The sequence below is a fragment of the Campylobacter sp. LR264d genome, from assembly GCF_008633895.1.
GTDB lineage: Bacteria > Campylobacterota > Campylobacteria > Campylobacterales > Campylobacteraceae > Campylobacter_D.
Window position 1 is genome coordinate 1 of the sequence record NZ_VJNT01000037.1, and the last position, 26757, is coordinate 26757.

Below are 26757 nucleotides of genomic sequence, written 5' to 3' on the forward strand. Positions count from 1 at the left end.
TTTTAGGGTTATTATCGATAAAAAATAAAACTTCATTTTTATCGCTTACCTCCCCCCATAAGTTTTTTAAAGATATTTATCCCAGAGCTACCCGCTCCAAAAATAATAACTTTTTGCATTTTTTTCTCCTTTAAATAAATTTGCGTTAAAAAAAATGTATTATTAAAGCTTAGAAAAGTTTTTTTAAATTTATTTTATGGCTGAGTAAACCTTTGCATTAAAATGTATGCTAGTTGTAGTTTTTTGAGCTTTCATAATAAGAGGTGGGCTTATCTTAACTAGACTTTCAAAATTTTTTAAATTATCTAAAAAATCGTATAAATTTTGTGGTTTATCCATACTTGCATCAATGCTTATATTATTTGTTAAATAAAGTTCGTTTGTATTTTCAAGCTCTTTCATAACTACATTTTGAAAATATTTTTCTAAGAATTCTCTAAAATGCACAGGGTTAAATTTTTGTTCAAATTGCGAAAAGCTATGGGCATTTGCTTCTTTTAAATCATTGATTCTTTCTTGATTAAATTGCAAATTGGCTTGTTCTTCTTGCAAGGTGGCAAGGTGGGAATTTTCTAATATATTTAATTCTTTGAAATTTTTAAGGGTAGGCAGTAATAAAAATAAAATCAAGGCAAAGCACACGGTTATAAAGCTTAAAACACAAATGATTAATTTAAGTGTATTTATATCATCAAGGCTTTTATCGTTTAATAATTCTTTCATTTAATCCTCTTCAAGTATTTGCTTTTTATTAATGCTAACAAAGCGATACCAGCCATTTGTTAGCTTATAATAACTAGTGTAAGTTTCATCAAACACACTTCTTAAAGGCGTTTCTAAAAGCAAGGAAAACATTTCTTTTGTAGGGCTTACTCCACTTAAAGTTAGGGTATTTTGCTCCCAATCAAAGCTATCAAGCTTTATAGAATCAGTTCTTATAACCATATCAAAAAGATTTTTAAGGCTATTTTTCATTATCTCATTATGTTCGTTGTATTTATTAGCTATTAAATTTTGTTCTACTAAAAGCTCGTATAAGCTTTGTGCCTTTTTAATCTCTTCTTTTGTGTGAATGGTTTCTTGTTCTTTATTGTAAATTCCATTGTGTGCAAGTCCTATTCTAATGACATAAAGCATATAAATGGCAAAAATAAAAAGTATACTAAGGCTAAATAAGAAAAACCATATCTTACCAAAAGAGGTTAAAAGTGGTTTATTTTTAGCTTTTGTAAAACTATAAGTCATTTAAGTTCCTTTTGCATAAGCTCTAAAAGCAAATCATAGGTATTTATCTCTTTTACACTTGGACTTACAAAAATTTCACCTTCTAAAAAATCAAGTGCACCTTGCAAAATAGGCTCACTTGCAAAGATTAAAAGCTCATCTATAAAGCTTCCTTGATATCTTTCATCCTTATAAAATTCTTCTAAATTTTTAATGATATTACGGCAAAATTCCATATCGTTACTAAATTGATTAAGCTCGTCAATTTCTATTTTCTCATCGCCAAAATCCACTTTTACATTGGTATCATCTTCATTTAAAACATCATCAAGTTGGTCAAGTTGTGCTAACTTATCATCTAAGGTCTCGTCAAAATTATCCAAATTTAAATCAATATCTTTTTTTTCTTCTTTTTTATCTTCGATTTTTTCATCATCAAGCCCACTTAAATCAATATCATCAAGTATTGTCCCTAAATCACCATCTTCATCAACCATTTCTAAACCGGCCTCATCTTCTATAAAATGGTATTTTCCTATTAAAATTTTTCTATCCTTGCAAATGAGTAAGGACATTATTTTTTTATGTTTAAATACATATAATATTGTTTTTCCCGGGTCAATATCACTTCTTCTAACACAATAATACAAAAGTGCCAAAGGCGAAAAGATAAAGTCAAGCTCTCCACTTTTTTCAAAAAAACTATCAAAATAATCAATATGTTCAGTAGCAGTATAAATAAAGGCATTATTCAAAGGCATAGTTTTAATGCTAATCTTTCCAACGCCAAGTTTTTCAAATTCCTTTTCATCAAGAGTCATTGCTAAGCCTTGTTCTTTGCTATCTAGCAATAAACCAGTATAATGAAAATGAAATCTCTTGCTTAAAAGTTTAAGGTGTTCTAGGAATTTATCTTCTTTATCAAAGCTTTTTTCTTCACTAGTAAGGATATTATTTGAACGAAGTTGTATGGCTTTAATAGTAAATTTTTCATCATCAAGAATAACTGCTACAAAAAGTTGAGGTAAAAATTGTCTAATAAAAGATAACATTTTATTCCTTAAAACTATCAAGTTGATAAATTTTTTTAAATTCTTTTTGTATCAACTGCTTTGCTTGTTCTTTTTCAAGCCCAGAAATATCCAAGGGCTCACTTAAACGATAAACAATCCTACTAAAAGGCTTTGGTAATATCATTTTATCCCAACTTTTAAACTGCCAAAAATTACTTGACTCATAATTTAAAAGCCTTATTTTAACATTTTTTTTAAGTGCAATCAAGACGGCCCCATCTGATATGCTATGAAAAGGACCCCTTGGTCCATCAGGAGTTATTACAAGGTCGTTTTTTTCATCTAAAATTTTAAAAGATTCTTTGATAGCTTGTTTTGCTCCCTTAAAAGTGCTACCCCTAACGCTATTTAAATCATAAAATTTTATAATATTGGCTATCCTTTGTCCATCTTTATGGTGAGAAATCATCACATAAGCCTTTTTATCTTTTATTCTAAAATGCCTAAATGCAAAGGGCATAAGGGCAAGTCGCCCATGCCAAAATAAAATAACACATGGCTTTTCATCTATTTTTTCACCCCTATAACTTTTAATGCAAGTTAAAAAAATTAACCATTGAAAAAATACTATAACTAGCGAAAGCAAGGTTTCTTTAAATGATTTGACCATAAAAAACCATACGCCCTGCTTGATTTATTTTAACTCTTTTTATCTGTCCTAAAAATTCAGTATTTTTATGTACTTGAACTAAAAAATTATTATCCGTTCGTCCTATTATATTTTCATCTTTTATCTCTTCAAAAAGCACTTCAAATTCTTTATTTTTCTTAGTAGCTACTATCTCATCTAAAATTTGAGTATGTCTATTTTGCAAAAAACTTAATCTTTGAGAGGCTATGTTTTCAGGAATTTGATTAGTCATTAAAGCAGCCTTTGTTAGTGGTCTTTTTGAGTACTTAAAAGAAAAAATTTGTTCAAAACGAATCTTTTCTAAAATATCTAGGGTTTTCATAAAATCATCATCATTTTCACCAGGAAAGGCTACTATAATATCTGTTGAAATACTAACTTTTGGGCACATTGAACGAAGTTTTAATGCCCTATCTAAGTACCATTCCCTTGTATAGCCTCTTTTCATGGCCTTTAATATAGAGTTTGAACCACTTTGCAATGGCATGTGCATACTTTTACAAATTTTATCATTTGTACTGAAGGTATGTAAAAATTTATCATCCATGTGTAAGGGGTGAGGGCTTGTAAATCTTATTCTTTTTAATTCTTCAATTTCACTTAAACTATTAAGTAAATCCGAAAAATCCATTTTTTTATGAGTATTTGCAAAGTGTTTTCCGTAATTATTTACATTTTGCCCTAACAAAAAAATTTCTTTAGCACCATTCTTGGTAGCTTTTTGTGCCTCTTTTAAGATTATTTCATAAGGGATTGAAATTTCATCTCCTCTAGTATGAGGAACTATGCAATAAGTGCAGTGTTTATCACAACCTATGGATATATTTATGTAGCTTTTATAAGGACTATTTCTAAAATCAGCAAAGGCAAATTCGCTTTCATCATAATTTATATCAACGCCCAAAAATTTAGGCGTTTTAACTGCCTTTGTAATCTTAGAAATATTTCTTGCCCCAAGTACAAAGTCAACATAAGGGGCTTTTTTAAAAATTTCAGCACCCAAATGCGAGGCCGTACAACCACAAACACCGATTTTTGCGTCCTTTTTTTTCACCTTTTCAAAGCTACCTACCTCTGAAAATAGTTTATGTACCGGCTTTTCTCTAACCGAACAAGTGTTTATAAGTATTAAGTCAGCCTCTTTGATATCTTGGGTTAAGCTATAATTTTCTTTTTGCGTTAACTCAGCTATGATATGTTCGCTATCTCTAACATTCATAGCACAACCTAAGGTTTGAATAAATAGCTTTTTAGAACTCAAAGAATATGTACCTCATACATATAATCATTTGCATCAAGCCCATACTTTACAATTCTATGATATACGCTCAATCCTTTTTTGCTAAAATGTTCGACAAGGGCAATTAATTGCTTATGTGTATTGTCCCTATCAAAATAAAAAAACTTTTGTCCTTCTTTTTCTACTGCTTCTTCAATCTTTTCTAAGCTTATAGTTTTAGGCTTTTCATTGATTAAATTTCTTGCTATTTTTAACTCCATATCATATCCTTGACTTCTTTTAAATTTGTGATTTTAGCAAATTTTACTTTTAATTAAACTTATTAAAGGTATAATTTGAATCTTCTTTTGAAAATTTCCCAAAAAGGTATCAAAATATGGAAAAAACCACAGATATCATCGAGTCTATTGCCAATGAAAAAAATTTAGACTTACAAAGTGTTAAAGAAAAGGTAATAATAGCCTTAATAAACACTGCAAAACGCATTTACGGGCAAGAATATGATTTTTTTGTTGATAAAAAGAATTTAAATTTGTATCAAAAAATCACAATTGTTGCTGATGATGATGAAAGGATTGTAAATAATCCTGAAAGTTTTATCGGTTTAAGTAAGGCTAAAAAAGAAGCTGGTGATGTTGAGATAGGGGACGAGCTTACCTATGAGTGTTCTTTGGAAAATTTAGGAAGAACTGCTGTAAATACCTTGCATAAAGAATTAGAATATCACATTCAAAGGCTTTTAGAACAAACTATTTATGATAAATATAAAAGTCGTATTGGCGAAATGGTTTTTGGCGATGTTATACGCGTTGATAGTGAAGAAAATACCTATATAGAAATTGATGAATTAAGGGCTTATTTACCTCGCAAAAATCGCATAAAGGGTGAAAAATTTAAGGTAGGAGATGTGGTTAAGGCTGTTATTAGATTTGTTTATATTGATAAGGGAATTAAGATAGAATTAAGCCGTACTAGTCCAAAATTTTTAGAAGCACTTTTAGAAGCTGAGGTGCCTGAGATTAAAGATAAAATGGTAAGCATTGTAGCAAGTGCTAGAATTCCAGGAGAAAGGGCAAAAATAGCCCTTTTAGCAAATAGTGCTAGTATTGACCCGGTTGGTGCTGCTGTTGGTGTTAAAGGCGTTAGGATAAATGCAGTTAGCAAAGAACTTCATAATGAAAATATAGATTGTATTGAATTTTCAAATGAAAAAGAAATTTTAATAGCAAGGGCACTAGCCCCTGCCATTGTATCTTCGGTAAAGATTGAAGATAATAAGGCAATAGTTAGCTTAAACACGGAACAAAAAAGCAAGGCCATAGGTAAAAATGGTATAAATATAAGACTAGCATCTATGTTAAGTGGCTATGAAATCGAGCTTGTAGAGATTAAAGCCAATCAAACAAAAAATAACGAAGAGGCCATGAAAAATTTAGAAGCCTTATTTAAGAATGTTTAGAATTTATTTTGCTTAAATTTTTTTCTTATCTTAGGCACATCGATAAGGATAAATTTGATAAGCCCCCATTTGCGTTTGCAAGCTTTTAAAAAGACATCATCAAGCAAATAGGATAAGTGTTTTCTAAGCTTTAAACCTTCTTGATAATCGCTATAATCTTGTAATTTTGGCAAGGTAAGTTTAGGATTTATTTTTATATTTGCTTGATATTTTTTATCTATTTGTTTATGTTGTAAATATATTTTTATGAGTTTAAAAGGTAGGATAAAAATATTATTATGCACCATTGCAAAGCCTAGTTTATAGCTTAACCTACTTTTAATTCTTCGCACAGCCCCATTAAATTTTTTGCCTCATATTTTGCAAGTCTGTCAAGTTGAATTAACATAAATATATTTTCACAATTAAAATATTTATAAGTTGCTATATGTCCATGATAAGGCTTATAAGTTAAATAATAATTATCTACTACAAAAAATTGAGCAGTTTCAAAGGCACCCCAAAAACTTATCAAACCTAAATCAACAAGCTTGAAATTTTTATATAAAATCAAATAATAAGCATATATTAAGTGTTCAAAATCATACCAAGTAAGTTTAGTTAAATTTTCATCGATTTTTGTTAACTTAAAAAAATGTTTTAAATGAGAAGTTTTGTAAATAAATAGGTTATGAAACCACATGTAAAGCCTAAGGTTTATATTTGCGTAGTTTTTATGTTTAATGAAGTATTTTACACAATGTGAGCTTATTTTGTGATTCCATATATTAGTTTTATTACCATATAAAATTTTTTCCTTAAAAAAGTTTTCACACATTTTTAATAAATTTATATTTTTTATAATCAAGCTTTCAGCATCAATCATTATCACATATTCATAACTTAATTCTAATAATTTTAAACCATACCATTTTTTAGAAACTGCAACAGCACTTTTATGTTCTATATCAAAGCCAAATATAATGCTAATATATTTTGCATTATAATCAAATTTCTTAAAACTATCTGCTTGTTCATAGCTTGAAAATACAAAGGCTAAATCAGCTTGTTTATCTAAATTATATTTTAAAAATGAGGCTATAAATTCGCCATCTTTTTTAAAATATGGGGTGGGTATAGGCATTAAAAAACATATTTTATTCATATTTATCTTTTAATTTTTCATACTCATCAGGGGTTCCACAAAATATAATCTCATCTAAATTTATTGTAAAATATCTTATATCTTTTCCCTTTTCAATGAGTTTATTATACATAGGGGCTATGTAAAATTCATTCTTTGTAGTTTCTTTATCTTTATACATTTGCTTAAAAACACTTAAAAAATCACTAGCCTTTTTAAAATAATAAAGCCCACTACTACAATAATTTGAAATTCTTTCCTTTTCTGTAGTTTTGGCTACTTTATTTGAGCTTTCATCACTTGGTAAAATAAAACTCCAATGTTCCCCACTAGCACAAAAAACCTCTAAATAGCCATCAATTTTTGATAAATTAAAATCAGGCAGGGTAAAATTTGGGCGAAAGGTATCTATATTAAAGATTAAAATTTGACCCTTAATCTTTGCTTTTTTTATGCCAAGGGCTACGGTGTGAGCTTGTCCTTTGGTAGTTTTTTTAAGTTTTACTAAATCATAGTTTAAAAGTCCTAGCTTTTTACATTCTTTTTTTATAAATTTTTCACTCTTATTAATATCTCTATAAATAAATAAAAACCTAGCTATCCCAAAATAAGCCTTAAAGCCTTCAATTACATGTGAAAAAACGCTTTTATCATTTATTAAAAGTTGATATTTTGGTAACTTATAACCAGACTTTAAAAAACGACTACTAAGCCCTGCCATAGGAAAAATAATGGTCATTTATCATCCTTTAAAAAACGCTCATACAATAAAAAGGCATTGGCTAAAAAGGCAAACTGCCTTTCTTTGCTATCACTATGAAGAGGTAACATTGATAAAAATAAATGTATCATAATGGCTAGTATTTCTTCATTTATATTAAATATTTCTTTAAAATTTTCTTGGATATCTTGTAAATCTTCATCAACTTGTATAGAAAAATTAATTTTAAAATTATCAAAACTACACTCATAAAAACCAGCTATTATAAAATCATAAAGCCCTAAAACGCTATGGGCTAGTTTTGCTAAATCGTAGTTTTTATCTCCATAACTTGTGATATTTAAATCAAAATCCATGCCTCTTGGATCATAGGTTTTTATTAAATTGCTTCTAAAATCATACATTATATTCGAAAAGCAAAAATCTCCATGTATCAAGCTTATATCTTGCTTTGTGTTTAAAAATTTGTTTAATTTATCAATCAAAGTTAAAACACTATCATATTTTTTACCATTTATAATTAAGCTTTCATTTAGATTAAAATTATTATCTTTGGCAAAGGTGTTTAATCTTTGTAAAGTTTTTTCTTTGTAGTTAAAATTAATCTTTTTTTCACTTTTATAAGAATGAAGAGTGTTTAAAAAGGTTTTTAAAGACATAAAAATTTGTTTATAAACAAAGCTCGGTAATTTTCCGAATACAAAAATTTCAGCTAAGGTATTATTATATAAATATTCTAAAAAATACTTATCATCTCCTTCTAAAAAGCGAGGCGTGTATATTAATAATTCCTTTGGTAAATTCTTAAACCACGCACTTTCAGCCCTTATTTTTTCAAGCCATTTTGAACTTTTTTCTAGGTAGTTATTTTCAATGTGTATTGAGTTAAAACTTCTACTAGAACTAATGATTTTTTTAGAATGAAAATAACTAGTAATCAAACCAAAATCAAGCCAGGTATCATTTTGCATAAGTTTAAAGGGGTATTGTTTAGAATAAGTTTTTAAGCCCTTTATAAAATTATATTCATTTTTTACTATTTCTTTAACAAGTACCCTTGGAAATTGAACAAAAAATGCCCCACATATTGCTAAATTTTCATCATAATTTTTATCTATAACGTTAAATTCATCATCTAAAAAAGTCCATTCATAATTATCCTTTGGCCGGGCTACTTGAATGGAATTTACAGGACAATCAAGGCTTTGAAAAAAGGTATCACCATGCAAGATAAGTAAATTTTCATTTAAATTATAAAATAAATTTATACAATAAACTATACTTTCTCCAAGACTTAAATTTTCATTTGCAAAGATTAAATTTATATTTAATTCTTTTAATTTTTCTTTATCATAAGGAGAAATTTTAAAATTTGAGGGCAAAGAAAGATAAATAGGCATATTAAATTTGGCTAAAAGCCTTGCTTGATACTCATAAAGCCTTTTATTGCCAAGTGGTAAAAATGAAGGAACGGTTCGTCCAAATTCTAAATTAAAATCAGAAGAAGAATATTTTGCGGAAGTAATTAATATCAATTTTTATCCTTTTTTATATCTAAAAGCTTACAAATTTCATCATAATTTAAATTTTCAAACTCACTAGGTCTTATAGCCTTATCATCCACATAAAAGCCCTCTTCGCCACACCAAGGCTTTCCAACTATTATCTCATCATAAATAATATTATTTTTTTCAAGCCATCCAATGATTAATGGCAGGGTGCTTTCTCTTATCTTTTTAATATTACCATTAAAACTTTTCATATTTCTACTTGTAAAAATGATAATCTTAAAGCCCATTTTTTTATATTCTACAAGCTTATTTGCAAGTTTTAAATTTACTCTTTTATTTTCGTATGAAACCTCTTTTTCATCTATGGTTAGGGTATTGTCTAAATCAATTAATAAATTTTTCATAGTCTTTCTTTATGTTTTTTTTAAAATGTTTCTTACTTCAAATAGGAATTTTATATAACCACCCTTAAATTTATTTTTATTTGCCTTTATTAAGGCTTGACCTAATTTATAACTTAAATGTTCTTTACATTTTAAGCTCTCTTCATAGTCTTCATATTTTTCAATGGGTGTTAAATGTTTAAGTTTTGATTTTTTATGTATATCAGCAATATAGCTTAATACATAAGGCATCCTTATAAATCCCATTAAAGAATGAGAATTATCTATTATAGCTTTGCCAAGCTTATAGGAGAGTTGATTTTTAACCCTTAAAACAGCTCCCTTTGTAGTATGTAAATTTGGGTTATAAAACTTTGGGTTATAAAACTTATCAAAAGGAACTTTTGCGTTAAAGGCTAGCTCAAAAAAATCCCAAATATCCTTACGATTTTTAAGATTTTCATTTGCATTTAAAAAATCTTGCAATACTTCTTTGCTAATGTCTGGTTTTTTGATATTTTTTAAACATATGGTCCAATTTGTTGGAAGGGTCGAATATTTAAGGAAAATATCACAAATTGCTATATGCCTATACAAAATAAAATGAATTGAATCAATATTTGGAATTTCTTTGATATAGGCTAAACTTTTTGTTTTTTTAATATCATCATATAAGCTCAATGTTTTTACCATAGTCTTTCTTTGTCCAAAGAAAAAATTATCACCTACCATGCCATTAAAACAGGATGTATAAAGTTCATTTTCTTTTAACCTTAAAAGACTTTGTGTTTTTGGAATTTTTGTCACCACTATATCAGGTCTTAATCTTATAATAAAATCGTATGTTATATTATTTTCTTTTTCATAATTTAAAATTTGATTTAAGCCTTCTTTCCAGCAATAAAGCATTTTGTATATATTTAATTGTGTTTTTATATTTGAGTTTTTATATCCTTTAATTTCTTTTTCAAAAATTTCTTCTTCATTTAATATTAAGATATCTTTTATATTTTGTATTGTTTTAAATATGTTTTTATTTGTTTTTAATGGCATACTTGTAGTATCTAATTTTTTATAAGTATTTGGCATATTGTTAATTAAAAAAGAAGTTTTTTCAATGTCCTTTGGATAAACAAAACCCGTGCATATTCTACCTACCCAACTCATATGAGAATGCCTAGCATGGCAAAGCCCAGGATATTCATAATGCTTATCCCAAGTACAAACAAATGCATCAGCATTTAAGTTATCAATGAAAGTCTTATTAAATTCCTTAAAAATCTCTTCATAATTTCCTCTAATTTGCCCTGATATTAATACAGCTATTTTTAACGGCGAATTTAAGGGTTTTTGTTCTAAATTAGCATAAAGTTTTTGTTTTTGTAAATAAAGTTCGTTTAAACTAGGATAATTTTGCCTTAAATTTTCATATATGATTTTTATAAAAGGAAGTTCTATATCATTTGTATTGTTTTGGGCTATTTCTACGAATAATAAATTAAGTAAGCGAGAAAAATTATGGTCTAAAAATGCTAAGTTTTTTTGATTATAAAAATATAATAAAAGCTTTGTTAAAAAATATTGCTTTGTCAAGGTTTCAAGCTTGGTATTTGCATACATAATAATGATTTTTTTAAAAATCATTTCATCTAAGCATTTTGCCTTTATTAGTTCATTTATTGCAAAATTTAAAACCAAGGTCTTAAGACCCCCCCCCATAACATAAATCAAGCTTTAAAAGCTCATTTAATGGGCTAAATTGTTTTGTTAGGGTAAGATAATATATATTTGATTCTATGTTATTTTGCAATTTATCATTTTCAATTTTTTCAAGTGTTGTTAGAAAATTTAATATATTTTTAGCTTCTTCAAAACCTATATATTTTTTGTCAATTAATGCTTGAATGTGTTCTTTGCTAAGCCTTAAAACTAGTTCTTTAAGTTCTATAATTTTGCCTGTATTTGCTAAAAAATTTATATATTCAAGTATTAAATTTTCATCTTTTTGATAGTATTTTTCATATAAATTACAAGTTTTTTCAAAATTCCATTCTTGTTTAGCCATTTTTATAGATTTTCGCATAAATATCCTTTAATTGTGAAAGCTTAATTATAATTGTAAAATCTTTAATCTATTTTAAAAAATTTCCGTTTTTTTAAATTTATGCCCTTATATCCCAGAAAAAATCTATCCATTCCTTTGTTTTTTTGACCTTAAAATCAGGCTTAATGATAGCTGCTTTTTTGTAAAAAATAGTGGCTATTTTAAATTCTATTAAGGGGTATTTTTCTTTTAATATATTATTAATTGCTACTAAACTTTCTCCACTATCTACTATATCATCGATTACTAAAACCCTTTCAAAGCCACTTAAATCAGGGATATTAAAGATTTTTATATTATCTAGTTTATTTGTATCATCATAGTGGATTGAATTTATGCAAAATAAAGAGCGGTTATTTAAAATAACAGCTAAGGAATGTGCTAAACTCATACCCCCTCTTGCAACAGCTACCAAGGCTTGAGGATTAAATTTTTTAATATCCTTTGCAAGTGTTTTAACATCCTTTTTAAATTCATTAAAGCTATAAAATTTCATATTTTTCCTAATTAAAAAATTGTAAGATAAAAACTGCTAGACAAATCAAGCTAATGATTAAAATACCAGCATTTAAGTCTTTAAATTCTCTTTTTAAAATTTTCATTATCAAATAGCCCATAAAACCAAAGGCAAAACCTGTAGTAATTGAGTAAGTTAAAGGCATCATAATTATAGTAAAAAAGGCAGATACGCTAATACTTGAATCCTTAAAATTTATGTGTTTAACTTCATCAAACATCAAAATTCCAACCACTACTAAAACAGGATAAATAGCATTTGCAGGAATAGCCTTAAAAAGAGGCAAGAAAAAAAGGCTTAATAAAAAGCAAAATCCAACTACAAATATGCTTAAACCAGTTCTAGCCCCACTTTCAACCCCCGTTGAACTTTCTATAAAAGCAGTCACCGTTGAGGTCCCCATTAATGCTCCACAAGTTGAAGCTGTTGCATCGCTTAAAAGTGTTTTTGAAAGCTTTTTTTCGCCATTTTTACTTTCAAAAATTCCACCCCTTGCCCCAACGCTTGTAATAGTGCCTATACTATCAAAAAGCTGGGTTATAAAAAAGGTTAAAATGATAGGCAAAAAGGCTAAATTTAAAACTGATTTTATATCAAGGGCTAGAAAAATTTCACCAAGCCCACCATTTTTACTAAAATTTGGCAAGGAAAAAATTTCACTAGGTAAGCTAGCATTATTTATATTAAAGACCCAAGCTATAATAGAAGCACTAAAAATAGCTATTATAAAAGCACCCTTTAAATTTAAACTTCTAAAAAAAAGTATTAAAATAAGGCTAAAAATGCCAAATAAAACCCCGCTATCTTTAAAATCTCCAAGCCCTACTAAAACTGCATCATTTTTTATCACAATACCCATTTGTTGTAGTCCTAAAAAGGCTATAAAGGTACCAATCCCAGCACAAATTGCATATCTTAAATCAGTAGGAATACTTTTAATAATCCAAAGTCTAAATTTAGTTAAAGCTAAAAGTAAAAAGATAAAACCAGAAACAAATACAGCTCCCAACGCACTTTGCCAAGGTACATTTAAGGCTAAGCACACAGAAAAGGCAAAATAAGCATTCATACCCATTCCAACACTCATAGCAATAGGGGTATTTGCGTAAAAGGCGTTAAAGATACAAGCAAGGGCAGTTATTAAAGCAGTAGCACATATTAATGCATCAAAGGGCATTCCTGCACTACTCATAATATTTGCATTAACAGGGATTATATAAAGCATGGTTAAAAAAGTGGTAATACCGGCGATAATTTCAGTTTTTACATTGCTTTGATTTTCTTTTAACTTGAAAAAATCCATTTATTAATAAACCTTCAACTCGTTATAAAGGCTATCTCTTTCAACAGGGATTAAATTTGAAGTTTTAATAAGTTCTAAAAATAGGTCTAAACTAGCCCCATTAGCACTCTTTGCTCCACCTGCACTTTGAATGCTTTCTTTTTCTATAGTGCCATCTAGGTCATTTGCTCCAAATTCTTGTGCTACCATAGCCAAATTTAAGCCCATAGTAGCCCAGTAAGCCTTGATATTTTTTATATTATCAAGCACTAGTCTAGAAATTGCTATAGTTTTTAGAATTTCTTCGCTATCCATAATTTTATTTGCCTTTAAAAAATTGTTATTACTTTGCCAAACAAGAGGTATAAAGGCATTAAAACCATTTGTTTTATCTTGCAATTTTCTAAGTCTTAATAAATGGTCGCTTCTGTGTTTTTTTTCTTCAATGTGTCCAAAAAGCATAGTAGAATTACTTTTTTTATTTTTATTATGCCAAAGTTCGTGTATTTTAAGCCAGTTATCGCTACTTACCTTACCATGACAAATTTTTTTACGAATTTCTTCATCAAAAATTTCAGCACCCCCACCAGGCATTGAATCAACACCATATTCTAGCATTTTGTCAATAACTTCTTCATAAGACATATCAAAGCGACGTTTTAAAAAATCAATCTCAGCGGCAGTCATTGCTTTAATGTGTAAATTTGGATACTTTTCTTTAATCATTTTAAAAATTTCTAAATACCATTGCCAAGAACTATCTTTGTTGTGTGCTGAAACTATATGAATTTCTTTTGTACCTCTTTTAACCGTTTCATCAACTATGCTCATAATCTCTCCATAATCCATTTTATAAGGATTTGGATTTTTACGATGTGCTGAAAAAGCACAGAATTTACAAGTATCAGCACAAATATTTGTAGGATTTATGTGGCGATTTATATTAAAATAAACTTTTTTTCCGTGTAAGGCCTTTCTTTTTTCGTGGGCAAATTTAGCTAGTTCAAAAAGGTCTAAGTCCCAAAGTTTATTTACATCCTCATCTTTGATTCTCTCGCCTTTTTCAAGGGTATTTAGTAAGCTTTTCATGTATTTTTCCGTGTTAAAATGTGAAGATTTATTATAAGCTTTCTTATATAAAAAAAAGTTTATAAAAAAGTCAATTTCAAAGATAAATTCGCTAAAATAAATTTTTAAATTTTATAAAGGTTATGTTTTGATTGAAAGTATTGAAAAGTTAAAAATGGAGCTTAAACTTTATAAAGCCCAGTATTTTAAGCATTTTTTAAAACAAGGTTCTTTTGCCTTGCATCATTGTAAAGAAATGGATAATTTTATAAAAAAAGCCCTTGATATAGTGTTAATAAACTGCTTTGAAAGCTTTTTACCACCAAATGATAAAATCCCTCTTTGCATAATAGCAAATAAACAATATGCTAAATTTAACCTTTGTGCAAATGAGGTTTTGCCATTGCTTTTCATATACAAGGATGTTGAGGCCTATCATATAAAATCAATCATTAAGGCCTTAATAGTGGTTTTAAATGATATACATTTACAAATTGATTATGTCATAATAGAACTTGATGGCTTAAAAAATATAGCTAAAAATGAACTTAAACAAAATATCATTCAAACACGTTTTATATGCGGTTGTAAGCCTTTATTTAAGGATATTAAAGAATGTTTTGAAAATGCCTTAAAAGAAGAAAAAGAACATTTTGCAAGTGAGTTGTTAAATAAGCTTAGTTTAGATACCCTGCCTTTTTTAAAGCAAGAATTTGATATAAAAAAGGATTTTGGTGGCTTAAATACTCAAAGAAATTTGGATGATTTATTAACCTTATTTAAAAATTCGCCAAAAAATTATGCCTTAAATTTCATAGATGAAAAGGATTTAAGTGAACTTCGTTTGGCAAGTGATTTTTTATTGTCTTTAAAATCGGCTATGAATTTACAAGCAAATAAAGATGAAAATATTTTTTTATTAAATAATATACAAGAAATAGCCCAGCTAATGTATAAAAAGGATAAAAAGAATTTAAAGGCAAGTGAAATTTTAGTACAAAAGGCCTTGCAAAGTATGCACACGGTGGCACTTTATTCTGCTTTTTTGGCCTTTAAAATACAAAATAATAATTTAAATAGTGATTATAAAAGTTTTATTGATGCCTTAAATTATTTAGTCTTGCTTGAAGATAAAGAACAAAGCTTTGATATAAATTTTGTATTTAATCTTAAAAATTTAGTTTTTCATAAAAAAGATATGCAAAAGGCTATGTCAATGTTTAAACAAATTTTATATAAAAAACATAGTTTTGATATAGTTAAATTACTACTTGATACGGGTTTTTTAAAAGAACTTTTTAAGCCCTTTATGAATGCAAGATTTTTAATAGATGAAGAAGAAGAATATAGCTTTGATATACAGGCTTTGCTTAATTTACAAGCCTTTGAACAAAGCGATGAGGGAATTTTTATCTCTTTAAAAGATGAAGAAAAATTTATTATAAAACTTGTTATTTTAATGAGTGCAATTAGTTATGAAAATGAAGTTTCTCTAGCCAGTATTTTTAGAAATTATGTAATGAAATTTAATGTAAAAAGTGAGAATTTAGAACTTGGTTTAAAGCTTTTAAAAAATTATAATGCCCTTAAAAATATGGTAGAAAAAGAAGATATTTTTAATCCTTTGATAATTTGTAATCTACTTTCAAGACTTGAAAATCAAAAAAGTTTAGAACTTTTAAATTCACTCACAAAGCTTAAAGCAAGGGTTTTAAATAAGCATATCTTTTTTTTTAAGGGCTTAACAAGATTGTTTGAAAACGCTAAACAAGGTTTTGAGGATGAAAATTTACTAGATGAAACTACAAGGCGAGTCAAAAAAGAATTAACACTAAAAAGAACGAAATTCTTTCTTGATGCAGGTGAGTATTTGCAAGATAAAATTTTACATATAAAATCAAATTTATTTATCATTAAAAATAGCTTTGAAGACATAGTAAATATAGCAAAAATAGCCAAAGAAAATGAGTTAAAATTTTGGTTTAGTAATGAACTTAACTTAAATTTGCAAGTTGTTGCAAGTAAGGGTTTTAATTTTGAAGTAATCTTACTTGCCTTATCAAATTTAAATCTTATTTTTATGAATTTCTTTGAGTTATATGATGATAAAATTTATCTAAAATTTGAGTATGATGATGTCATCAGCATAGAACAAAGAAATAAATTAGCACAGCTTTTAAATTCAAATTTAGCAAATTTTCATAAAAGAAAAATTAAAAAACCATTGATTAAAAAAGATGAATTAAAATTTGACTTAAATTATTCAAAAATTTATGCAAAATTAAATTTAAATGCTAAGGACCAGCAGGGTTTAGTGGCGTTTTTAATGAGTAATTTTAATAAATTTAATTTAATTCTTTGTGCGGCAAAGATACAAACTATACGACAAAGGACTAGAAATACCTTTATTTTTCAAAAAAATGAGGCCTTGCTAAATAATGCAAATGAGCTAATAAATTCTTTAATAAGTGAGTGAAAATGTGCGGAATCGTAGGTTACATAGGCAAAAATGAAAAAAAAGAAGTGATTTTAAATGGGCTTAAAGAACTTGAATACAGAGGTTATGATAGTGCTGGAATGGCCGTTTTAAAAGATGATGATTTAAGTTTTTTTAAGGCTGTTGGAAAGCTTGAAAATTTGGAAAATAAATGTAAAAATTTCACAAGCGATGGCTTTGGACTTGCAATAGGGCATACAAGATGGGCTACGCATGGAAAACCTACTGAGATAAATGCCCACCCTCACCTTGGGCAGTATTCTTGTATTATACATAATGGTATTATAGAAAATTATAAAGAATTAAAAGAAAAACTAGAAAATAAAGGCATTAGTTTTTTAAGTCAAACAGATACTGAGATTGTCGTACAACTCTTTGAATATTATGCAAGGGAAGAAAAGGACGCATTTAAAGCATTTACAAAATGCGTTAAAGAGTTAAAAGGGGCCTTTGCTATTTTGTTAATTACTAAAAAAGATAAGGAAAAAATATTTTTTGCAAAAAATGCTGCCCCTTTGATAATAGGTAAAAAAGAAGATGAAAGATTTTTTGCCTCTGGCGATGCAGCTTTGATAGGACTTTGCGAGGAAGTTTGTTATTTAGAAGATTTAAGTTATGGTTATGTAGATAATAAAAAAATAGTACTTTTTGAAAATGACAAAGAAAAAAGTATAAGCTTTTCTAAGCTTCATTCTAATAAATTATACGCTCAAAAAGATGGCTTTCGCTTTTTTATGGAAAAAGAAATTTATGAACAAAGTCGCGTTTTAAGCGAGGTTTTAATGGGAAGAATTGATGGGGGGAAGGTTATATTTGATGAGCTTTTAAACAAGGATTTAAGCAAATTTGATGAGATTACGCTTTGTGCTTGTGGGACAAGCTATCATGCAGCCTTAACTAGCATGTATTTATTTGAAAGAATAGCTAAGATAAAGGCAAGGGTTGAAATAGCAAGTGAATTTCGCTATAGAGAGCCTTTAATAAAACAAAATAGCCTTTTTGTAGTAATTTCTCAAAGTGGAGAAACAGCTGATACCTTAGAGGCCTTAAAGATCGCAAAAAAGGCAAATGCTTTTACCCTTGCAATTTGCAATGTGGATAATTCAAGTATAGTAAGATTAGCTGATTTATCCTTGCTTACAAGGGCTGGTATTGAAAAGGGGGTTGCTTCTACAAAGGCCTTTGCTACACAAATTTTAACCCTTTGGATGTTAGCAATTTATATAGCACAAAAAAAGGATTATAAGGTAGAAAATGAAATTAATGCCCTTTTGCATACGCCAAATTGCGTTGTAGTAAAGCAAGAATTGCACGAAAAAATTCATCGCCTTAGTAAAAGATATCTTGATGGACATGGCTTTTTTTACATAGGAAGAGATATTTTTTATCCATTAGCTTTAGAAGGGGCGTTAAAGCTTAAAGAACTTTCGTATTTACATGCAGAAGGCTATCCAGCCGGTGAAATGAAACATGGACCTATAGCCTTAGTAGATTCAAAACTTTATACTATAGTTTTAATGCCTGAGCATTGTTTATATGATAAAACTCGTTCAAATGCCCAGGAACTAGTGGCACGCGATTCAACGCTTTTAACAATTTCTCCTATAGAATTTGATTTAAGCGATGATTTTATAAAGATAAATGAACAAAGTCATCAAATGTGTGAATTCTTTGAAATGATGATAATAATACAACTTCTAGCTATGGAAATTTCAATTCGCCTAGGAAACGATGTAGATATGCCTAGAAATCTTGCAAAGAGTGTCACGGTGGAGTAAAAAGTGCAAAGCTATTTTGCACTTTTTATAAGTTTTAAGAATTTTAAGGAACAAGTTTTTAAAAAGCTTTTTTTAGAATGTTTGATTAAATAATTAGCTACTTCTTTTCGCCCAAACATAATAGCAAAAGAAAAGGGCGTCATACCTAAGCCATTGTTTTCATCGATATTTGCCCCATATTCAACAAGCAGTTTTACCATATCTAAATGCCCTTTAAAGCACACACCAGCTAAGGGAGTTTGTCCTCTATCATTTTTTTCATCCACATTAGCACCCATTTGTAAAAGCATTTTAGCTACATTTAAAGCATTATTATAGGCTGCTAACATTAAAAGTGTATCGCCTTTATGAGTTTTTAAATTTATATTCAAACCAGCATCTAGCATTATTTTTAAATTTCTACTATCATCGTTTCTTGCGTAATCAAAGGCCATTGCACAAAGCTGACTAAACCTTTGTTCTTCTTGAACGCTTAAAATCATCTTTACTCCTTTTTAATTTTGCCACTAAAAAAGTGGCAAAAAATTATTTTGAAAGTGCGTCTTTAACGCCCTTTGCATAGCTTGGGTCAATTTTTTCAAAATGCCTTAAAGCCCTATCTATAATCACTCCATCAACGCCTTGCATAGAATCAGCTATATTGCTAAATAATGCTTTCTTTTGAGCTTCGTCCATGATGTTATATAACGCCCTTGGTTGTGTATAAAAATCATCATCCAAAGGAGCATATCTTTGTGCCTTATCGCCTATATTTAAATCAGGTTCAAGGTACTTTTTATCTTCTTTTGGACTTTCAGCAAAACTATTTGGCTCATAATAAGCACCACAATTTTTATATTCATCAAAATTCATAGCACCTGCTACATTATAGGTATTTATTTCAACCCTTGGGCGATTTACAGGGAGTAGGTGATAATTTGTTCCTATTCTGTATCTTTGGGCATCTGGATAGCTAAAAATTCTAGCTTGAAGCATTTTATCAGGGCTAAAACCTATACCATTTACTATATTGCTAGGGCTAAATGCTGCTTGTTCTACCTCGTTGAAATAATTTTTTACATTTTTATTAAGCACCATTTCACCGATATCTATTAAAGGTACTATGCTGTGAGGCCAAGTTTTAGTTAAATCAAAAGGATTAAAACCAAGTTTATCAGTTTCATTTTCGCCTAAAATTTGAATTTGTACCTTCCATTTTGGAAAATCACCCCTTTCAATAGCTTCTACTAAATCTCTTTGATGACTTTCTCTATCCTTTGCTACTATCTTAGCTGCTTCTTCATTAGTTAAATTTTTAATGCCTTGTTGAGTTTTAAAGTGAAATTTCACCCAAAATCTTTCATTTTTAGCATTTATAAAGCTGTAAGTATGTGAACCAAAGCCGTGCATATGGCGATAACTTGCAGGGATACCTCTATCGCTCATTAAAATAGTAACCTGGTGTAAGCTTTCAGGGCAAAGTGTCCAAAAATCCCAAGCTGCATTACTTGAACGCAAATGAGTTCTTGGGTCTCTTTTTTGAGAATGTATAAAATCAGGGAATTTATAAGCATCTCTTATGAAAAAAGTAGGGGTATTGTTACCTACAAGGTCCCAGTTTCCTTCTTTTGTGTAAAATTTAATAGCAAAACCTCTAACATCTCTTTCTCCATCAGCCGCACCTGCTTCTCCAGCCACGGTTGAAAAACGTATAAATAAAGGTGTAACTTCATCTTTTTGAAAAATTTTAGCCTTAGTATAGGCTGAAATATCCTTTGTGATTTTTATCTCACCATAAGCACCACTTCCCTTAGCATGAACTGTTCTTTCAGGAATTCTTTCTCTGTTTTGATGTGCAAGTTTTTCAAGCAAAATATAATCTTGCAACAATAAAGGACCCTTATTGCCAGCACTTAACGAATTTTGATTATCCGCAACTATATTACCAAAATCATTTGTTAATGTTCTCATTTTTTCTCCTAAATAATAAAAATTATTGATTGAAAAATTATATCACTTAAAAATAAAAATAATATTAAATAATAAAAATTATTGATTATAAAAGTAAATTATTTTAAATGTCATATTTTTTGTGATATTTGGCTTAAAATTATATAATTTAATATTATTTTAAAAAAGTTAGTATATAATGACTTTGCTGTTTAAACATAAATGGCTACTTTCCTTTCGTTATACATTCCTTGTATTTTAACATTGTGTGTAGTTTTATAGCTACACACTTTTTTATACTATGCTTTATTAATCAAAAATTATTATAATGTTTAGTTTTAAATTTTTAAAAGGGTAGTTTTGAAAAAAATTTATATAGCTTTTTTATGTAGTTTTGCTTTATTATTATGTGCTTGTTCTACTAAGGAAGCAATTATAGAAAATAACACAAGCATAAGTGAAAATGAATTTGATGAATTTGAAGAAGAATTTGAACAATACGAGATAAACGACCCCTTAGCAGGATATAATAAAATGATGACTAGCTTTAATGTAGCCCTTTATACTTATGCTTTTCGCCCCGTTTTAAAAGGCTATGAATATGTTGCACCAAAGCCTATTAGAACAGGGGTTAGAAATTTTTTTAGTAATCTTTTAGGGCCTTTAAGAATAATCAGTCAAACCCTGCAATTTAAATTTGACAAGGCAAGTGATGAAATAAAACGTTTTTTAGCAAATACTATTTTAGGGCTTGGTGGAATTTTTGACTCAGCTACTGATATGAAAATTCCAAAACACCCAGGCGACATAGGAACAGCCTTTGCAAGTTGGGGGATAAAAAGTGGTTTTCATATAGTTTTGCCTATTTTAGGACCTAGCAATTTAAGGGATTTAATAGCCTTGCCCTTTGATTGGTATCTATCGCCAACTGCTTATTTAGATGATGTTTGGTTGAGATGGGGGATTAGTGTTTATGGTTATGGTAATGAGTTGTCATTTAGAACAGATGAAATTGATGAAATTTATTATAATACGCCAAATTTATACCCATTTTTACGCGATGCTTACGAACAAAGTCGTATAGAACTTAGTAAATAAAGGAGAAAAAATGAAAAAAATACTATTATTTTTAAGTCTTAGTTTGGCACTTTTTGGCCTAGAACTTAATAATATAGAAAGTGTTATGCAAACAAATATAGATAAAAGTTTGCAAATTTTAAAACAAACTCAAGGGGACAAAAAACAGGCTGCAAGTACAATATTTGCAATATTTGATGATATTATTGATTATAAATTAATGGCTAGACTTAGTCTTTCAAAATATTATAAAAATTTAGACTCTACCCAGCAAGAAACCTATAATAAGGCTTTTGAAGAAAGTCTTAAAAAAAGTTTTACTGATAAACTTAGTCTTTATAAGGACCAGACTTTAAAGGTTAAAAAAGGCGAGTTAAAAAATGAAAAGAGATATTTTTTAACTAGTGCTATGGTGATTGATGGAGAAGAAAAGAATGTAGTTTTTAAATTTTATAAGGAAAATAATGATTGGTTAATTTATGATTTTGATGTTTTAGGTATTAGCATAGTTCAAACCTATCGTTCGCAATTTGGAGATATCTTAGAAAATGAAAATTTTAATGCCTTGTTAAATAAATTAAATACGATTATCATAGAATAAAATGTTAGCTCGTATCCTTAAAATTCTAATAAATAACGCAAAAATAACCTTTTTTGCGACCTTAGCACTCTGTCTTTTTTTAAGCTTTTTTGCCTTTAAATTAAGCGTTGATGCAAGTGCTGAGAGTTTGTTATTAGAAGATGATAAGGATTTAAAGGTATTTAGGGAACTTTCAAAGCATTATAAAAGTGATAATTTTTTAATGTTAGCCTTTAAGCCAAGTGATGAAAATCCATTTTCAACGCAAAGTTTAAACGAGCTTGAATCCTTGCATAAAAGCTTAGAAGAAATTTTTCAAGTTAAAAAGGTTTTAAGTATCATAAATGCACCCCTGTTGCAAAGCACAAATGAAAATGATTTAAAAGAACTTTTAAAGCATATTCCTACTATAAGGGATGAAAATATAAATTTCAAAAAGGCTAAGGATGAAATTTTAAATAGTCCTTTTTATAGATTAAATTTAATCTCAAAGGATTCTAAATTTTTGGGTTTAATTATTTATTTAGAACCTGATTTAACCTACGCAAATTTGATTGAAACAAGGGATAGTACTACAAATGAAAATGAAAAGGCAAAGTTAAGACTGGCAATTAAAAAGCATCAAGATAAACAAAGAGAACTTGACAAACAAACCCTTATAAGTATTAAAGAACTAGTTAAAAGCTATGAAAATAAAGGTCACACGCTTTATTTAGGTGGCATAAATATGATAGCTGATGATATGATTGCTTACATAAAAAGTGATTTAGCACTTTATGGATTGTCTTTAATATTCTTGCTAGGTCTTGCCTTATGGTACTTTTTCCGTTCTTTTTATTTTATAATACTGCCATTATTTATTTGCTTTATATCTTTAAGCAGTGCAAGTGGACTTTTTGCATTATTTGATTTTCAAATCACGGTTATTTCTTCAAATTATGTAGCCCTTGTTTTAATCATTACACTAAGTGTTATAGTGCATTTAATAACGCATTTTGTACAAACTTCTAGCAAGTACCCAAACGCAAAATTAAAACGCGTAGTACTTCAAACCTTACTAGCAAAGGCAAAGCCTAGTTTTTTTGCTATATTTACTACAATTATTGGCTTTTTATCTTTGATTTTTTCTAATATCCAGCCTATTATTCAACTTGGTATTATGATGAGTATAGGCATTGCTTTTTCACTTATTTTAAGTTATCTTTTTTTAGCAAGTATGCTTGTTTTATTTAATATTAGAATTTACAGATACAAAGATTTTAATGCAAATTTTTTAAATTTTTGTGCAAATGCTAGTTTAAAATATAGAAAAATGATTTTTCTACTAGCTATTATTGGCGTATTTATTGCACTTTGGGGTATTAGTTCTTTAAAGGTAGAAAATTCGTTTGTGAATTATTTTAAGGATGGCAGTGATATAAAAAAAGGCTTATTAGTCATTGATAGAAATTTAGGTGGTACCATTCCCTTAGAAGTAGTGATTAATTTTGAAGAAGAGAAAAAAGAAGATTTAAATAATGAAAATTTAGACTTTGAAAGCGAATTTAATGAACTAGCAAAGCAGGATACTTATTTTTTCAATGCTAAAAAAACGCGTATTGCAAAAAAGGTGCATGAATTCTTAGCGAATAAAGAATTTGTAGGTTCAATTTTAAGCTTAAATAGCCTTTTAGAACTTGGTAAAAAAGTAAATGATGGCAAGGAGTTAGATGATTTTGCCCTAGCTTTTTTAAATGAGAATTTGCCAGGTGAGTTTAAGCAAGAATTATTATCTTCTTATGTTAGTATTGAAAATAACGAACTTCGCTTTGTAATGAGAATAGTTGACTCAGATACTAAGCTTAGAAGAAATGAATTTTTATTAAGCTTAAATGATGAGTTAAAAGAACTTTTAAAGGATGATGGGGTTAAATTTCAATTAACAGGCATTATGCTTTTATATAATAACATGCTACAAAGCCTTTTTGCGTCGCAGTTTAATACGCTTTCCTTTGTGATTTTAGCTATTTTTGTGCTTTTCGTGCTTATTTTTAGAAATTTAAAATTAGCCCTTATTGCAATCTTAGTAAATGTTATACCTTTAAGCATAGTTTTTGCCTTAATGGGAATTTTTGAAATTCCTCTTGATATAATGAGTATAACAATAGCAGCTATTGCCATTGGAATAGGCGTTGATGATGCCTTGCATTATATTTATCGCTTTAAAGAAGAAATAAAACACAAGGGTATTAAATACTCAATTAGAACAACACATCTAGCAGTGGGCTCAGCCCTGTATTATACAAGCATAAGCATCATCTTAGGCTTTAGCGTTATGCTAACTAGCAATTTTATACCTACTATTTATTTTGGAATTTTGACTATTTTTGTAATGTTTTTGTTATTAAGTGGAAGTTTATTTTTACTTCCAAGCTTTTTATCAACCCTTACAAAGCCAAAAAGATATTAATCAAAATACATACTAAAGGCTGTTACTACAACAAAAAGCACTATTACTATAAGCATATATTTTATAAATGTAGTCATTACATATTCCTTTTTAATTTTTTAAGTATAGGCTTTGCAACCTTTATAGCACGACTTCTGTGTGAAATTTGATTTTTTTCATTTTCACTTAGCTGGGCTAGGGTTTTATCGTAATTATCAGGTATAAACATACTATCATAACCAAAGCCATTTTTACCCTTTTGCTGAGTGATTATTTTACCATAAAGAAAGCCATGAGTTGAAAAATCTCCAAATTTAGAACTAATGGCTATAGCACAACAAAAATACGCCTTACTTTCACTAAGCCCTAAGGTTTCGAGTTCTAAGGCAAGTTTTTCCTTATTAGCCTTATCATCTTTTACACCAGAAAAACGGCTTGAAAAAATTCCAGGTCTTCCATGCAAAATATCAACACAAAGCCCACTATCATCACTTAAAACGACAAATTTTTCTTTGTCTTTAGGGGTTAATAGATTAAAAATTGCCCTTGATTTTATTAAGGCATTTTCCTTAAAAGAAGTACCATTTTCTTCTATATTAAATTGCCCTGAAAGTTCGTTTAAAGAATAGCATTTATAAGACTTTAAAAGTTCTTTTAATTCTGCAAATTTGTGTGCATTATTGGTTGCTAAAATAATCTTCATTGTCTCTCCTATGAAATTTTAAATCTAATCTTAGCTAAAAAGACTTTAAATCTTAATAATGAGTTAAAGCATTTAATAGTAAACTTATATTTTTTAAATAGGACAAAAAATGTTAAAAAATATTTTCATCTTATCTTTTATAGTAGCTACTAGATTTTTTGGGCTTTTTATAGTTTTGCCTGTGCTTAGTTTATATGCTTTAAATTTAAAGGGGGCAAATGATTTTTTAATCGGTATGCTTGTTGGAATTTATGCTCTTACTCAAATGCTTTTACAAACTCCCTTTGGTATGTTAAGCGATAAAATAGGGCGTAAAAAAACTATGCTTTTTGGGCTTTTAATATTTATAATAGGTTCTTTGGTATGTTCTTTTGCAAGTGATATTTATATGATGATTTTTGGACGCTTACTTCAAGGAAGTGGAGCGATTGGGGCTGTGGCTACTGCTATGATAAGTGATTTTGTACCAGAAGAAAAAAGAGGTAAGGCAATGGCTATAATGGGCTCGTTTATAGGAATTTCCTTTGCTACCTCCATGCTTATAGCTCCTATAATGAGTGCTAAATTTGGACTTTCAAGCCTTTTTGATTTAAGTGCAATATTAAGCTTTTTATGTATAATCTTGCTTTTTGCTTTTTTACCAAAGGAAACAAAAATCATCCACCACAATGAAAAAACGCCACTTTTGCACCTTTTTAAAGATAAAAATTTAGCCCTAATGAATTTAACAAATTTTATGCAAAAAATGCTTATGAGTTTAGCTTTTTTAAGTATTCCTATAGTTTTGGTTAAGGGTTTTGGTATCTTTAAAGAAGATGAACTTTATAAGGTTTATATCTTAGCAATGCTTGCAGGTTTTTTTGCTATGGGCTTGGCTGGAAGTTTAGGTGAAAAAAGAGGGCTTAGTAAGCAAATTTTAATACTTGGCGTTTTATTTTTTATATTAAGCTATGTACTTTTTGTTGTGTGTTTATTGGCAAATTTTAGTTTAAGCATAGCAAATGGTGTTTTTATCGTTGCTGTTGTTATATTTTTTATAGGTTTTAACTTACACGAACCTATTATGCAAAGCTGTGCTTCTAAATTTTGTAAGGTTAATGAAAAGGGGGTTGCCTTAGGCATTTTTAATTCTTTTGGTTATTGTGGAAGTTTTATAGGCGGACTTTTAGGAGGGCTATTTTTTAATAATTTTGATATTTTATGTATCATACTAGCCTTTTTTTCTATCATTTGGCTTATTTTGCTTTGTTTTTTAAAAAATCCAAGCGAGTTTAAAAATCTTTATTTATCCTTAGATACTAAGTTAAATTTAAATAATCAAATTTTAGGCATAGTTGATATTTATAAAAATACAAAATATTTAGTTATAAAATTTGATAGTAAAATAATAAATGAGATCAGCTTAAAAGAAATGTTAAAAATTTAGTGC

The 26757-nt window shown here is 28.6% G+C and carries 26 protein-coding genes; 7 read left to right on the forward strand and 19 right to left on the reverse strand.

What is annotated here, in order from left to right:
* Window positions 1–189: 189 nt before the first annotated feature.
* From FMM56_RS07260 to FMM56_RS07285, 6 genes are read right to left on the reverse strand one after another with little or no spacing between them, the layout of a single operon-like run.
* The gene (locus FMM56_RS07260; RefSeq protein WP_150141783.1) at window positions 190–723 is read right to left on the reverse strand and encodes a hypothetical protein; all 534 of its coding nucleotides are present in this window, start codon (window positions 721–723) and stop codon (window positions 190–192) included.
* A complete protein-coding gene (locus tag FMM56_RS07265; RefSeq protein WP_150180276.1) occupies window positions 724–1245 on the reverse strand; it encodes a hypothetical protein in 522 nt (173 codons plus the stop codon).
* Window positions 1242–2276, reverse strand: a complete 1035-nt coding sequence (locus FMM56_RS07270) for a clan AA aspartic protease (RefSeq protein WP_150141781.1) — start codon at window positions 2274–2276, stop codon at window positions 1242–1244. The genes FMM56_RS07265 and FMM56_RS07270 overlap by 4 nt, the downstream gene beginning before the upstream one ends.
* Window position 2277: 1 nt before the next feature.
* Window positions 2278–2907: a lysophospholipid acyltransferase family protein gene (locus FMM56_RS07275; RefSeq protein WP_150141780.1), complete on the reverse strand. Its 630-nt coding sequence runs from the start codon at window positions 2905–2907 to the stop codon at window positions 2278–2280.
* Window positions 2891–4189: a tRNA (N6-isopentenyl adenosine(37)-C2)-methylthiotransferase MiaB gene (gene miaB / locus FMM56_RS07280; protein WP_150141779.1), complete on the reverse strand. Its 1299-nt coding sequence runs from the start codon at window positions 4187–4189 to the stop codon at window positions 2891–2893. The genes FMM56_RS07275 and miaB overlap by 17 nt, the downstream gene beginning before the upstream one ends.
* A complete protein-coding gene (locus FMM56_RS07285) occupies window positions 4186–4428 on the reverse strand; it encodes an HP0268 family nuclease (protein WP_150141778.1) in 243 nt (80 codons plus the stop codon). Before FMM56_RS07285 ends, miaB begins: the two co-directional genes overlap by 4 nt.
* Before the next feature lie 116 nt (window positions 4429–4544).
* Here FMM56_RS07285 and nusA point away from each other — a divergent pair, with 116 nt between their 5' ends.
* A complete protein-coding gene (nusA, locus tag FMM56_RS07290; protein WP_150141777.1) occupies window positions 4545–5627 on the forward strand; it encodes a transcription termination factor NusA in 1083 nt (360 codons plus the stop codon).
* Here nusA and FMM56_RS07295 read toward each other — a convergent pair.
* The 10 genes from FMM56_RS07295 to mqnE all read right to left on the reverse strand — a co-directional run bounded on the left by FMM56_RS07295 (window position 5624) and on the right by mqnE (window position 14357).
* Window positions 5624–5914, reverse strand: coding sequence for an alpha-2,3-sialyltransferase (locus FMM56_RS07295; RefSeq protein ID WP_150180278.1), 291 nt, complete (start codon window positions 5912–5914; stop codon window positions 5624–5626). The genes nusA and FMM56_RS07295 overlap by 4 nt on opposite strands.
* 20 nt (window positions 5915–5934) lie before the next feature.
* On the reverse strand, window positions 5935–6771 hold the full coding sequence (locus FMM56_RS07300; protein WP_150208222.1) for a hypothetical protein: 837 nt from the start codon (window positions 6769–6771) through the stop codon (window positions 5935–5937).
* Window positions 6764–7489, reverse strand: a complete 726-nt coding sequence (locus FMM56_RS07305; protein ID WP_150208225.1) for a glycosyltransferase family 2 protein — start codon at window positions 7487–7489, stop codon at window positions 6764–6766. Before FMM56_RS07305 ends, FMM56_RS07300 begins: the two co-directional genes overlap by 8 nt.
* Window positions 7486–9006 (reverse strand): capsular biosynthesis protein, encoded by a 1521-nt coding sequence (locus FMM56_RS07310; RefSeq protein WP_150208227.1) that lies wholly within the window; start codon window positions 9004–9006, stop codon window positions 7486–7488. The genes FMM56_RS07305 and FMM56_RS07310 overlap by 4 nt, the downstream gene beginning before the upstream one ends.
* Window positions 9003–9386, reverse strand: coding sequence for an HAD-IIIC family phosphatase (locus FMM56_RS07315; protein ID WP_150208229.1), 384 nt, complete (start codon window positions 9384–9386; stop codon window positions 9003–9005). The genes FMM56_RS07310 and FMM56_RS07315 overlap by 4 nt, the downstream gene beginning before the upstream one ends.
* Window positions 9387–9395: 9 nt before the next feature.
* Window positions 9396–11084: a hypothetical protein gene (locus FMM56_RS07320; protein ID WP_150208231.1), complete on the reverse strand. Its 1689-nt coding sequence runs from the start codon at window positions 11082–11084 to the stop codon at window positions 9396–9398.
* Entirely contained in the window at window positions 11068–11448 is a 381-nt protein-coding gene (locus FMM56_RS07325) for a hypothetical protein (RefSeq protein ID WP_150141769.1), read from the reverse strand. Before FMM56_RS07325 ends, FMM56_RS07320 begins: the two co-directional genes overlap by 17 nt.
* Before the next feature lie 79 nt (window positions 11449–11527).
* Complete coding sequence (locus FMM56_RS07330) at window positions 11528–11965, reverse strand: phosphoribosyltransferase (protein WP_150141768.1); 438 nt, start codon at window positions 11963–11965, stop codon at window positions 11528–11530.
* A 7-nt stretch (window positions 11966–11972) separates the two neighbouring features.
* Window positions 11973–13289: an NCS2 family permease gene (locus tag FMM56_RS07335; protein ID WP_150208233.1), complete on the reverse strand. Its 1317-nt coding sequence runs from the start codon at window positions 13287–13289 to the stop codon at window positions 11973–11975.
* Between the two features lie 3 nt (window positions 13290–13292).
* Window positions 13293–14357: an aminofutalosine synthase MqnE gene (gene mqnE, locus FMM56_RS07340; RefSeq protein WP_150141766.1), complete on the reverse strand. Its 1065-nt coding sequence runs from the start codon at window positions 14355–14357 to the stop codon at window positions 13293–13295.
* 154 nt (window positions 14358–14511) lie between these two features.
* Here mqnE and FMM56_RS07345 point away from each other — a divergent pair, with 154 nt between their 5' ends.
* Window positions 14512–16812: a nucleotidyltransferase gene (locus FMM56_RS07345; protein WP_223811487.1), complete on the forward strand. Its 2301-nt coding sequence runs from the start codon at window positions 14512–14514 to the stop codon at window positions 16810–16812.
* 2 nt (window positions 16813–16814) lie between these two features.
* Window positions 16815–18611 (forward strand): glutamine--fructose-6-phosphate transaminase (isomerizing), encoded by a 1797-nt coding sequence (glmS, locus tag FMM56_RS07350; RefSeq protein ID WP_150150968.1) that lies wholly within the window; start codon window positions 16815–16817, stop codon window positions 18609–18611.
* 11 nt (window positions 18612–18622) lie between these two features.
* On the opposite strand, the gene FMM56_RS07355 is transcribed toward glmS, so the two are convergent.
* Both FMM56_RS07355 and FMM56_RS07360 read right to left on the reverse strand, forming a co-directional pair.
* Window positions 18623–19093 (reverse strand): ankyrin repeat domain-containing protein, encoded by a 471-nt coding sequence (locus FMM56_RS07355; RefSeq protein ID WP_150141764.1) that lies wholly within the window; start codon window positions 19091–19093, stop codon window positions 18623–18625.
* A gap of 43 nt (window positions 19094–19136) precedes the next feature.
* Window positions 19137–20561, reverse strand: a complete 1425-nt coding sequence (locus FMM56_RS07360) for a catalase (protein WP_150141763.1) — start codon at window positions 20559–20561, stop codon at window positions 19137–19139.
* Between the two features lie 411 nt (window positions 20562–20972).
* Here FMM56_RS07360 and FMM56_RS07365 point away from each other — a divergent pair, with 411 nt between their 5' ends.
* From FMM56_RS07365 to FMM56_RS07375, 3 genes are read left to right on the forward strand one after another with little or no spacing between them, the layout of a single operon-like run.
* On the forward strand, window positions 20973–21638 hold the full coding sequence (locus FMM56_RS07365; RefSeq protein WP_223811488.1) for a VacJ family lipoprotein: 666 nt from the start codon (window positions 20973–20975) through the stop codon (window positions 21636–21638).
* 10 nt (window positions 21639–21648) lie between these two features.
* Window positions 21649–22218, forward strand: coding sequence for an ABC transporter substrate-binding protein (locus FMM56_RS07370; protein ID WP_150208236.1), 570 nt, complete (start codon window positions 21649–21651; stop codon window positions 22216–22218).
* Window position 22219: 1 nt separating this feature from the next.
* Complete coding sequence (locus FMM56_RS07375; protein WP_150208238.1) at window positions 22220–24646, forward strand: efflux RND transporter permease subunit; 2427 nt, start codon at window positions 22220–22222, stop codon at window positions 24644–24646.
* Between the two features lie 76 nt (window positions 24647–24722).
* Here the strand turns inward: FMM56_RS07375 and rdgB are convergent, their stop codons facing one another.
* Window positions 24723–25328, reverse strand: a complete 606-nt coding sequence (gene rdgB, locus FMM56_RS07380; protein ID WP_150141760.1) for an RdgB/HAM1 family non-canonical purine NTP pyrophosphatase — start codon at window positions 25326–25328, stop codon at window positions 24723–24725.
* Window positions 25329–25437: 109 nt separating this feature from the next.
* Here rdgB and FMM56_RS07385 point away from each other — a divergent pair, with 109 nt between their 5' ends.
* Complete coding sequence (locus FMM56_RS07385; protein ID WP_150141759.1) at window positions 25438–26754, forward strand: MFS transporter; 1317 nt, start codon at window positions 25438–25440, stop codon at window positions 26752–26754.
* Window positions 26755–26757 lie beyond the last annotated feature (3 nt).